Origin of the sequence: Methanoregula sp. (genome assembly GCF_028712425.1) — an archaeon.
Lineage (GTDB): Archaea > Halobacteriota > Methanomicrobia > Methanomicrobiales > Methanospirillaceae > Methanoregula.
On record NZ_JAQTQD010000026.1, the window covers coordinates 21,018 to 32,548 of the forward strand.

Annotated in this window: 11 protein-coding genes; 2 read left to right on the forward strand and 9 right to left on the reverse strand. The window is 56.7% G+C overall.

Annotated features, from left to right (window positions below; genetic code table 11):
- Positions 1–274: 274 nt before the first annotated feature.
- The 7 genes from PHF39_RS12060 to PHF39_RS12090 form a co-directional block, all read right to left on the reverse strand.
- Entirely contained in the window at positions 275–1,000 is a 726-nt protein-coding gene (locus PHF39_RS12060; protein WP_300224473.1) for a DUF169 domain-containing protein, read from the reverse strand.
- 205 nt (positions 1,001–1,205) lie between these two features.
- Positions 1,206–1,376 carry a hypothetical protein gene (locus PHF39_RS12065; protein WP_300224449.1) on the reverse strand — a complete coding sequence of 57 codons (171 nt, stop codon included), beginning with the start codon at positions 1,374–1,376 and terminating at the stop codon, positions 1,206–1,208.
- Between the two features lie 556 nt (positions 1,377–1,932).
- Complete coding sequence (locus PHF39_RS12070) at positions 1,933–2,895, reverse strand: cation diffusion facilitator family transporter (protein WP_300224451.1); 963 nt, start codon at positions 2,893–2,895, stop codon at positions 1,933–1,935.
- Between the two features lie 209 nt (positions 2,896–3,104).
- Positions 3,105–4,442 carry an RNase J family beta-CASP ribonuclease gene (locus tag PHF39_RS12075; protein ID WP_300224453.1) on the reverse strand — a complete coding sequence of 446 codons (1,338 nt, stop codon included), beginning with the start codon at positions 4,440–4,442 and terminating at the stop codon, positions 3,105–3,107.
- A 500-nt stretch (positions 4,443–4,942) separates the two neighbouring features.
- Complete coding sequence (hgcB, locus tag PHF39_RS12080) at positions 4,943–5,227, reverse strand: mercury methylation ferredoxin HgcB (protein WP_366144246.1); 285 nt, start codon at positions 5,225–5,227, stop codon at positions 4,943–4,945.
- Between the two features lie 91 nt (positions 5,228–5,318).
- The gene (hgcA, locus tag PHF39_RS12085; RefSeq protein WP_300224457.1) at positions 5,319–6,383 is read right to left on the reverse strand and encodes a mercury methylation corrinoid protein HgcA; all 1,065 of its coding nucleotides are present in this window, start codon (positions 6,381–6,383) and stop codon (positions 5,319–5,321) included.
- 14 nt (positions 6,384–6,397) lie between these two features.
- Complete coding sequence (locus PHF39_RS12090) at positions 6,398–6,790, reverse strand: cupin domain-containing protein (RefSeq protein ID WP_300224459.1); 393 nt, start codon at positions 6,788–6,790, stop codon at positions 6,398–6,400.
- An 80-nt stretch (positions 6,791–6,870) separates the two neighbouring features.
- Here PHF39_RS12090 and PHF39_RS12095 point away from each other — a divergent pair, with 80 nt between their 5' ends.
- Positions 6,871–7,260 carry a metalloregulator ArsR/SmtB family transcription factor gene (locus PHF39_RS12095; RefSeq protein ID WP_300224461.1) on the forward strand — a complete coding sequence of 130 codons (390 nt, stop codon included), beginning with the start codon at positions 6,871–6,873 and terminating at the stop codon, positions 7,258–7,260.
- A gap of 3 nt (positions 7,261–7,263) precedes the next feature.
- Here the strand turns inward: PHF39_RS12095 and PHF39_RS12100 are convergent, their stop codons facing one another.
- A complete protein-coding gene (locus PHF39_RS12100; RefSeq protein ID WP_300224463.1) occupies positions 7,264–7,578 on the reverse strand; it encodes an RNA repair domain-containing protein in 315 nt (104 codons plus the stop codon).
- Positions 7,579–7,591: 13 nt separating this feature from the next.
- The gene (locus PHF39_RS12105; RefSeq protein ID WP_300224465.1) at positions 7,592–8,860 is read right to left on the reverse strand and encodes a GntP family permease; all 1,269 of its coding nucleotides are present in this window, start codon (positions 8,858–8,860) and stop codon (positions 7,592–7,594) included.
- Between the two features lie 176 nt (positions 8,861–9,036).
- Between PHF39_RS12105 and PHF39_RS12110 the strand changes: the two genes are divergently transcribed.
- A partial coding sequence (locus tag PHF39_RS12110) for a PAS domain S-box protein (protein WP_300224467.1) occupies positions 9,037–11,531 on the forward strand: 2,495 nt, incomplete at its 3' end.

The following is an 11,531-nucleotide window of genomic DNA, read 5'->3' on the forward strand; positions in this document are numbered from 1 at the left end:
AGAGTTTCTCACCGCCCGGACTCTGATGAGATCCTCGCTGATTCGAAACACAACGAAGAGTTTCTCACCGCCCGGACTCTGATGAGATCCTCGCTGATTCGAAACACAACGAAGAGTTTCTCACCGCTCGGACTCTGATGAGATCCTCGCTGATTCGAAACACAACGAAGAGTTTCTCACCGCTCGGACTCTGATGAGATCCTCGCTGGGGCAAAACTCATCTGACCCTTTTTTACGCTGATTCCCCCGCTGTACGCCGGGGATTTGAAAAAAGTTATTTTGCGCCGGGTTTTGATCCCGGGGCAGCGGCAACAATATTCAGCGCTTCGACAAGTTCGGGCAGAATCTCCGCCGGGATGCCCATGACCATCTCGCCGTCATCGATACCGGAGAACTTCCGTGAACCATCGCACCCGAGCGAGAAGTTCACCTTCCCGTTCAGGTACGTCTGGGCACAGGCATCGGCACAGACCGACTGGATGCCGGCAAACTCCGCGTGGATCCTCCCGCCAACGCGGAACAGGGTGCTCTGGGAGAGCTTGAGCATGGCCCACGGGCTTGCCACAACGATAACAACCTGCGGGTCGAACGGTGCCTTGTCGAGCGGGGCATACATCGTTGCGTAGGTGTCGCCCGGCTGTAAGTGGGCGACCCGGTCGATGGTCCGCTTGCAGGCAGCCGAACTCTCGAACTTGCCCAGCTTGAAGTAAAAGTCACCGGTCTTTAAGGTCTCGGTAAGCTCCTTCAGGCCAAGCGACCAGGCACCGCCATTACACTCGTGGTTTTCCACCGTGGAATAGAAGATCTTTCCCTCGTTCCGGGCAAGCCCGGCCATGGAGCAGTGCCGGATCGTCTTGTCGAGCTTTTCCATGCCGGCAGGGATCTCTTCTTTCTTTGTCGCGAACCGGAATGCAACCGGGGAGCCTTTCAGCTTCAGAAGTGTCCTGAGCGATTCGGCTGCCTGTGCATAATTGATAGGTATCTTGACACCTGTTGCCATGATCATGACCTCCATCCGTGGATGACGTTAACTACACCATATCGTCACGATCAGATAAATCCAGCGATGCTATCCCCGGGTATTCCCGATCGTGATGGAGGAAGATCCTTACAACCTTGGGAAAACCATTCCCTATCGGCATTCAGGAATCCGGATGATAATGTAAAAGACGAAACAGAAGAGTCAGGAAAAGTGCCCCGAGAGGTTATTTCAGGATGCACGCGGCCCGGACCGACGGCGTATTGGTCATTCCCAGGACATCCTGCCGTTTCGTCCTGCGAATTACCCGGCGACCCGCAGAGTTTCCCCGGCTGACATTGTACGGCCCCGCAGCCGGTGTCTTTGCCGGTTTCTGGCCTTCTGCCGTTTTAGCCAAAAACCTCACGCGGCTGTAGCATGTTCAACCTTTGATGATCTGGTCAGCCCGATGGAGACGATCCCCTTTGAGACTGTGGCTGAGCAGTCCCGCACATGAGATGCATCCATCGCTGCACTCTTTCGTATAACCTCCCTGAGGCACAGTCTACTATAACGCAGGAAGATAAATATCCGCGGACAGTTTTCATTTTATGAATCAGTCGTTGTTTTCATATTTTGCTTCCGGAAGAGGAGTATTTGTAGATCCTGGAGTGGAATCGGCATTCCATGTCCCACGAACCATCCAAGATTGAGGAAAAAAAGAGTTTCAGGGCTCATTACGCGCCAATGACCCCGCATCGTTTCCGTACCGGGAGCGGCAGGGCAGGGCATTTCCATGACCGCTTTTCAGGTTCACGGGGTTTGTCTTTACGCAGGAAGACTGACAAATGAAACGGTGTTTGCTCCTAAAAGGGGGGATTTCTTCGACAGAACTGGCGCGAGGATTCCAGCCCTCAGGGCAAAACAACCCGCTCAACGGGATAAGTAGGGTGCAGGATACCCTTTTTGACCGTTCAGTTCTCCGACTTATCCTGGGCGCCATTTTTCTTGTAAAAGGTACAAAATGACCCACACCGGTTGCACCTGCCTTCACTGCAGGGCTCGATATGGATCGTGACGTTTGAACGGGGATATTCAAGAATGAGATCATTTTCCAGGTGGTCGGCAAAATCGTGCGACTCGATGACGGTGATCCCCCCGGGCATCACAAGGTGGAACTCGATAAAGATCTCGGGACCCGATCTGCGGGTCTTCAGGTCGTGGAACCCCGCGTAATCGGTGGCATGTTCGCAGATGATCTGCCGGATGCGCTGCTCGTCTTTTTCAGGAATGCTGTGGTCGATGAGATCCGAGAAGGACCTTGTGGTCAGGTCCCATGCGGCTTTCATGATGATGACGGCAACCCCCAGCGCAAAGAGCGGGTCGAAGAGGGGGATACCCGTCAGCTTGATGAGGATAAGCCCGGCCATGACCCCGAGGGAAGTATACACATCGGTCCGCAAGTGCCAGGCATCGCTCTCGAGCGCAATGGACTCCGTCTGTTTTGCCACCTTCATGAGCCGGCTCGAAACATACCAGTTCACGAGACCTGATATGCCCATGATGGCGATACCAAGGATGAGCAGGTCGGGAGTGAAGTGCTCGGTGGGTTCACCCAGCAGTTTCTTTACTGCCTCGATGATGATGAGAACTGCTGCAATGAAGATGAGGATGGCTTCGATAAGGCCGGAGATGTCCTCGAACTTCCCGTGCCCGAAGGCATGGCCGGCATCCGGGGGCTCCGAGGATTTTTTCACCGAGAAGAAAGCAATGACCGCGGCGATGAGGTCCATCGAGGAGTGGATCGCCTCGGAGATGATACTGACGGAGCCGATGGCAAACCCGATGACAAACTTCATCACGACAAGGATGGAGTTGGAGATAACCGAGAGGCGTGCGGTCTGCTGCTTGATGCGATCGACCGATGTCTTATCCATGGGCTCGCTCATGGTGTTCTCTAGTACCCATCGGTGCCCGGGTTTCTTGAAGGTATGGGAAAATCAGACGGTTGTGAGAGCAGAGCACACGGGGAGTTATTTTCGGGTCAGGGTATCATTTGGATCATAAAATAATGCGAACCCGGACTAAAGAGAATCTTTCTCGTGATCCCTTCCATCCAGGCTTTTTAGCCCATTGTCACGATACGTTAGTGGACCCGGACCCGTGACCCGTTTTTCACGGGGTGGACGGTACTGTTTGCCGTGTACCCCAGTTCCCCGGCAAATTCCGCATATGCCGCGGTCATCGTGATATCCGCATGCGCCGGAATGATGTGCTGGGGATTCAGGATCTGGAGGAACTCGTAGTGATCCTCACGATACGCATGGCCGCTGACATGCAGGTCCTCAAAGACACGGGCACCGGCGAACTTCAGCCGGTGAGTGAGGGCATACCGGCTCCCGACATTCATCGGATTCGGGATGATATTTGCCGAGAAGATCACCTTGTCTCCCTTCGCGATCTGGAAGGGAGTCTCCCCAAGGGCAATCCGCGTCAGCGTGGAGCCGGGTTCTCCCTGGTGGCCGGTGACGATGGGCAAAAACTTGTCCTTACCTTCCTTCATCATCTGGCGCATCATCCGGTCAACGGTCTTGCGGTTCCCGTACACGCTCGCCGTTTTCGGGAACGAGACAAACTTCATCTGCTCAGCGGTTACGGAATACTTCTCCATCGAGCGCCCGAGAAATACCGGTTTCCTGCCGATCTCGTGGGCGCATTCCGCAATGGTCTTCAAGCGGGAGATGTGAGACGAGAAGGTCGAGACCACGATGCCGTTTTTATCATCCTCGAAACTGGTGATGACATCCCGGACAAGATCGCGGGCAATCCGCTCGCTCGGGCACCGGCCGGGTCGGTGGATGTACGTGCTTTCCACGATGAGTGCGAGGACACCCTCCTTTCCTATCTGCCGCATCCGGGCAAAGTCCGGCGGTTCACCGATGACCGGTGTCCGGTCGAACTTGAAGTCGCAGGCATACACAACGGCGCCGTGCGGGGTGTGGAGGACCGGGGTCACGGTATCGATGATCGAGTGCTGGGTGCGCACGAATTCCAGGACAAGGGTCGGGGAGATCGTGAATTTCTGGCCTGCCCGGAGCGGGACGAGGCGGTTGGCCACGCCGAATTTCTTCTCTCCTTCGATCTGCTGCCGGATCAGTTCCGTGGCGTACGGGGTAGAGATGATCGGTGCCTTGTACCGGTGGGCGAGTTTCGGGATTGCTCCGATATGGTCGAGATGCCCGTGCGAGCAGACAATGGCTTTTACGGCCCCTTCGACCTTCTGGAGGACAGTGTCATCCGGGATTGCCCGGATTTTGATCAGGTCGAGGGAATGCATTTCGTCGACCTCGGCATCTTCGTGGATCATCAGCTGGTCCAGGCGAAGGCCCATGTCGAAAATGACAATGTCCTTGCCACAGCGGACCGCGGTCATGTTCCGCCCGACCTCGTCGTATCCGCCAACGGCTATGATTTCTATTTCCATGGTTGGTGTATCTCCTGATGGGACAATATTCCGGGTTTCCCTGTCTGTCCGCCCCGTTGATTATTGCCCGGGACTTCCCCGTTTAACAGGCCGAAAAACAGCCTTCCGCGGGGCTCGTGGGGGAAACCTTGTTACAGGCCCGTATCGGCATACCGCCGAACATCCCTCGCCGTTTGTGCAGGACAAACGTCCGCTTGCGGCATAGGGCAGCAGGGGCCGTCACCACGTGACGGTGGATCATCGGGACTCCCGCCGGTTCTGCCAGGCCGGTTTCCGGCCCGGGATTATCGATATGTGTATTGTGTCCGTTTTATCCCTGCACGCCGTAATGGTATGCGGCAGGGAGAACCAGGCCAGCTAATCGGTACCCGGAATGGTGTTGCCATCTATTTGTGCCCATGACACATCAACTTATGTCTCGTGCCGGTCTTCCAAGATCACGGGCTTTACGCCGTTCTGCTGCAAGAGGCAGGTGTCCCAGGGGATTTTCGGATCGCTTTTCAGGTTGGGGAATTCCCGCAGCAGGAGCCATCGTCCCCGCCGCAGCTGCACTCCGTGTCCATATCCTTTCCCCGCAGTGCTGCACCAATCATCGCCCAGGCACAGCCGACTCCGCTCTGCACTTCGATAGCCTGCACCGGACAGTTCTTCGCACAGGCCCCACACTCCATGCAGGCCGCGGGCCGGGACAGGATGACATGCTCCCTGCCTTCGGTAAAGACCGCGTGCGGGCAGACCTGCAGGCAGCGTTTGCAGTTGATGCAGCGATCTGTATGCAGTTCCAGAGATGTTTCAGTATACGAGTCGAAGAGCGGCTGGTGCCCCTCTTCTCCTCCTCGAGCTTCTCTTCGCTCAGTTCTTCGGAAATCGAACATGTCAGATCACCCCGAGGAGCCGGCTCACGCCAAGGATGATTGCCGCAAGTGATCCGGCTGCCGCCATCACTGCCATAACCGGCACGTACCGGAAGATCTCTTTCTTCACACCGGTCCGTGACGTGAACGTAGTACTGCCCGTGAAGTTGAGGGCAAGATATGCAGTGATCGCAGGCATGACGAGGACTGCCGCAAGAGCCCCCGCACCATTCGCCCAGGCCGGTACGCCGGCAGCAGTGCCGAAGGCGTACGCAAAGGGGATGGCAATGATACCACCCAATATCAGCCCCTTTGATGAGAAGTCATGCGTAGGGATGAACGGGAGCAGGATGGGAAAGAGAACGGTCCCGGCAAGGACGGCGGCAATGATAGCGAGCGCTGCAACCGGCCCGGCAAGGAACCAGAGGACTGCCGCGAGAACGGCTGTCGGGAGTACCGCGTGCATGAACTCCACCGGTGTCAGGACGAGCCGGTCAATGAACGGAAATTCTACCCGGCGCATGGCCGGCGTTGCCGTGTGCGTCCTGAGGTATTCCGGCAGGTCGCGGGCCCGGACCGGGCCGTATTCGACCAGGAACTTCGTCCTTCTCATGACCTCCGGCCAGGATATTCCCGGAGCCCCAAGCTGCGGGACGATGACCTTCCGGTGGCTGACAATACCGGCAAGATTGGTAGACTCGATGCGCCGGACCAGTTCATCCGTCCCAAACGTCCCCTTTCCCGCTGCGCACCAGACATTGATCCCCTTTGTATCCAGTACAAGGATCCATGCATCTGTCCCCGCGAGCGCCGATCGCAGCGCATCGAAGCTGAGGGTATAGTTGGCCGATGCAAAGACCGGCGATTCTGCCGTGGGATTCCCGAGCCGGTACAGGCCGGGCTCCACCCGGTGCGCCTCCCGCTTCCAGCTCCAGCGGGCAAGGAAGTGGTCGAGCCGGTTGGTAAACGTGATCGTGCTGTCAGTTGTGCGGATCTCCGCAGGCACATGGTCAGGTTCCTGGCAGCCGCATGACGGGGCCTGCTGATCCGGTGTGCAACTGCAGCAGGTTTTTTTTGCTTGTTTCATATCTTCTCTTCTCCTCATACCAGGGGCGGTGAAAACGTTGCCAGCAGCAGGAGCCCATGGTCTCCCGCAACAACACGGTGCAGGGTATCGGCAGGCATGACGCCCAAGACACCCGGGCGGTACGGGATCCCCATCCCGGCCAGGATGCAGGTCCCCTCACCGGAGACGACATCATGGATCTCCACCTGGCCGGCATGGGCGTGGTCGCCAATCTCGCAGCCAGGATAGACCCGGACATGGTGTATGCTCATCCGGCCCCCTGTTTCGCTGCCGGTCACAAGGTGCCGTAAGAAGACCCCTTTGAATTTCGGGTGCGGGTTCCAGACAAGATTCTCCACAGTACGCTCTTTTGCTCTCATGACAACCAGGTCCTGCCCGGCGGGTGTATCGGTATCAATGCAACTCATGGTACCTGCCATTTCAAATTTTGTTGAATCAGTGTAAACAGGGCAAGGTTATATATCTTGTTATTTCAGATTATTTTGAAATGAAGCGCGTGACACTCTCCTGCTGCGGGAAAACGGCGAAGTGCAAACCCGAAGGAAAGGTCCAGGATATCCCTGAACAGATCCAGCAGGAGCTTGACCGGCTCGGAGGCCTGGATGCCCTCACGGAACGCGTCCCCCCGGCAACGGAACTCGAAGAGAAGAGCCGGGTCTACCATGCACTCTCCGACCCGCTGCGGCTTTCCATCCTTTACCTTATCCGCGACCAGCCGCTCTGTGTCTGCGTCATCAACCGGTTTACACGCCTCTCCGGTTCGAAACTTTCCTACCACTTAAACATCTTAAAGGAGAGCGGCCTCATTGAAGGCGAATACCACGGCAACTGGATCATCTACTCGCTCACAGAAAAGGGACAAACCTGTCTGGACTGAGGATCACTCCTCGTATTCCCGAAAGTTACACATATCTTTTACATTCCCGGTAATCAGCGCCGAAAGCCCCCGGACCTTCTGGTTTTCGAAGACAACGGCACCATGGTAGGTGATGATCAGGATTCGGTGATACGGGATCTGCTTCTCTCCTGCAGGCGTCCGGATATTCAGGTAGTATGGTTCCAGACTGATGTCGGATCCTTGGGCAATCGAGCGATCTTCCGGCGCTCCCCGGTCGGTATACCAGACCCGCACTTTCCGGGGATCATAGCGCTCATCATGCCAGTACTGCTGGAGGATCCGGTGACTGGTCAGCATACGCTCCTGCCTGTCACCGGAATACCAGGTACTCCAGCGCAACGGCAACGACGAGGATCGCAATACCGGCAAGCGCTATCGGCAGCGTGTAGTTCTTCACCACCGTGTTGATGTCATCGCCGGTCGTCCTCTGGACAAGCCAGAAGTACGGATCGGTGACATACGAGACAATACAGGAGCCGGCACTGATCAGGAGGATGAGCGGGATCGGGTGGATAGCCCCGACCACTGCGGATCCGGCAAGCACCTCCGCCGTGATCACCGCAGTCACGACCCGCGACCCCTGCGCCGTCTCGATCACGGCCGCGAGGATGAAGGGAACGAGGATGACCGGGATCAGGATGACCAGCTGGCCAAGAACTCCCTCCGTGAAACCGCTCTTCACGATCACGTACCCGAGCGCCCCGGCCCCGCAGATATCGAAGATGATCATCCCGGCGTGTTTTGCACTCTTTGACAGGCCCGTTGCGCGGATCCCCTTCGGTGCAAGGGCAATGGCGGTGACAGCACCCACAAGCATGATGAAGTTGATGATCCCGATATGCGAGAGACCGAGCAGGAAGAAGGAGACCGGGATGGCTGCAAGGATCGCGATGAACGGCGCCCATGCCCGCCAGTGGATGCCGGGATGGGAATCCTGCCGGGTATCCCCGCATTGCAAAGGATTCGCAGTGAAAGAGATCTCCGGGCGTGCCCACCGGTGAAAGAGGAGCGCTCCCCCGAGAACGGCAAGGGAGAGCGGGATCGCAACCGCATCGTACGCGAGCGCACTGGTGCCTGCCCCGAATGCCGCGAAGAGCGGGATGACAACCGGGGTCGGGAAGATCAGCGCATACGAGATAATGCTCCCGACTGCCGCAAGATAAAGGAGGATGTTTTGTTTCGCCTTGTCCACTTCCAGGCACTCCAGGATCGGCTGGAGCATCACATACGCCGTGACACAGCAGGTGATCGGGACGGCGAGAAGGTATCCCGAGAATCCCGCAAGTGCCGGAGGATTCTTCACGATGCGCCGGATATCAGAGACGATCTCTTCTGCCTGGTGCTGCTCCTGCAACAGGATCGCAATCACGGCACCGCAGAGGATAATGAGGCCGAACGAGGCAAAGACTTTGCCAAGCCCGGATACGACCCCTTCAAGAGTGGCTTCGAGGGCCATCCCTGACAGGAGCCCAAAGAGGATCGCCCCGCCGACAAGCGTGAAGAACGGCGAGATCCGGTACCAGAGGCTGACCGCAGTGATGAGGGCGAGCGTTATGACAAACGCGATGAGAAGATCCATTGCATCCTGTTCCGCAGAAAACGAGAAAAGACTTCCTTATCGCTCTGCTCACAAAGGGCAAGCGTGGGCCGTGGGGGGAGCCGACAGACTGTTTTTTTAGATAGTCCCGCACATTCCGCCCAGTACGCCATGCACCTCATCACAAAAATATAGGATCACATAATAATATACTGTGCATGGCTGAAGGATTGCGGGTTCTCTATGTCGATGACGAGCCCGAACTCCTTGAAATGGCAAAAATTTTCCTGGAAATGCACGGTGAGTTCCAGGTCGGCATTTCCACTTCAGCAACAGAGGCCATAAAAATCCCCCTTGCCCGGTCTTACGATGCTATTGTCTCCGATTACGAGATGCCGGAGATGAACGGGATCGCGTTTTTGAAACATGTCCGGGAGCAGTTCGGCGATATCCCGTTCATCCTCTTCACGGGCAGGGGCCGCGAGGAGGTGGTGATTGATGCCATCAACAACGGCGCCGACTTCTATCTCCAGAAGGGCGGCTCGGCTCAGGCACAGTTTGCCGAACTTGCCCATAAGATCCGTCAGGCTGTTTCCAAGCGGCAGGCTCAGGCACAGCTCAGGGAGGCCTATGACCGGATCACCGCATCCGAAGAGGAACTGGCCCGGAGCGAACTCCAGTTACAGGAGAGCGAGAGCAAGTTCCGGGACTTTGCCGACAACCTGCCCCAGATGGTCTTCGAGACGGACATGGACCTCCGGATCACGTACGTGAACAGGTATACCGCTGACCGGTACGGGTTCGATCCCGGAGTAATGGGAAGCGGGATCAGTGTCCTCACGTTCATCCACCCGTCCCAGCACGCAACGTTCATGGAGAATGCCCACCACCTCCGGTACGGTATCCCCTTCGAACCAAAGGAATACACCGCGTTTGACAAAAACGGGACGCCGTTCCCCATCATCGTGTACTCCTCGTCCATCTTCCGGAACAAACAGATGGTCGGGTTTCGCGGGGTGATTGCAGACATCTCGGCAAAGAAACAGGCCGAGGCTGCCCTGCGCGAGAGCGAGGAGAAACACCGGACCTTTGCCGAACTGCTTCCCCAGATCGTCTTCGAAGTTGACTGCGACTTCCGTCTCACCTTTGCAAACAACCAGACCTACACGCAGCTCGGGTTCACCCATGAAGAGGTTGCAAGGGGGGAGGCAAGCCCCTTCAGTGTTATCGATCCCTCCCAGCATGCCCGCCTGAAGGAAAACGTTGGAAAAATCCTTCGCGGCGAGCCGGTCGAACACAATGAATACACCTACACCAGGAAAGACGGCAGCACCTTCCCGGCCCTCATCTACGCCAACCCGGTCTATAAAAACGGGGCCCTGGCCGGATTCCGGGGAATTGTCCTCGATATCTCCGAGCAGAAGCGTGCTGAAGAAATATTGCGGGAGAACGAGGAGAAGTACCGGCTGCTGGTAGAAGTGAACCAGGACATCATCTTCTCTCTTGAAGAGGACGGGACGATCCTGTACGTAAGTCCACAGGTATCGGAACAGCTCGGGTACCAGCCGGAAGAGATGATGGGTATGGATTTCCTGGAGGTGATCCATCCCGATGACGCTGACAGGGTGTTTCTGGCAATGTCGCGGAATATCCGCGCCGGATCGCCCACCATGTCCGAGCAGTTCCGGGTACGGCGCAGGGACGGCACATACCGGTGGTACGAGGACAAGACTGTTTATACCGCTGATAAAGACAAACACCGGGTCGCAATCGGCACCATCCGCGACATCACGGAGCGGAAGGCTGCCGAGGACGCCCTTTTTGCGTCGCAGCAGATGCTCCAGAGCGTACTTGACACGATACCCCAGAGTGTGTTCTGGAAAGACCGCGACCAGATGTACCTGGGGTGCAACAAGGCTTTTGCTTCCGATGCCGGGTATGACAACCCTGCCGGGGTGACCAGGACGACTGATTACACCCTTGTCCCATTCGAGACTGCGGAGAAGTTCCGGGCAGACGACCACATGGTGATGGAATCCGGGCAGCCGAAACTCAATATTGAGGAATTACATACCTGGCCCGATGGCAGTACGTCCTGGCTCCGGTCCAGTAAAGTGCCTCTTCGCAACCGGGAGGGGGAGATATTTGGCGTGCTGGGGACGTACGAGGATATCACGGAGCAAAAGAAAGCACATGAAGCACTCATTGAGAGCGAGGCGCGGTTCCGGGACCTTACCGACCACCTGCCCCAGATGGTCTTCGAGACAGACCGTGAACTCAGCATAACCTACGCGAACCACCATGCTGCGTTTGTCACCGGCTTTTCTGTTGAGGAACTTACAGCACAAAAACCCGTCCTGTCCCTGATCGATCCCGATCAGCACGCAGAATTCATGAGAAACGTGAACAGCATCCTTGCCGGTATGCCCTACGAGCCCAAGGAGTATACCGGGATCCGGAAGGACGGGAGCACATTCCCGGTGGTTGTCTATCCATCCCTGATCACGAGGAAACGGGAGATTACCGGGTTCCGCGGGGTTGCCATTGACATCTCTGGTATAAGAAAGATGGAGGTGGGAATCCGCGAGAGCGAGGAGAAGTTCCGTTCGCTTGTCGAGAATGCCAGCGATATCGTCTTCTCGCTGGACCGTGCAGGAAATTTCACGTATATTTCTCCGCAATGGTTAGAGATTTTAGGGCATGACACCCGTGC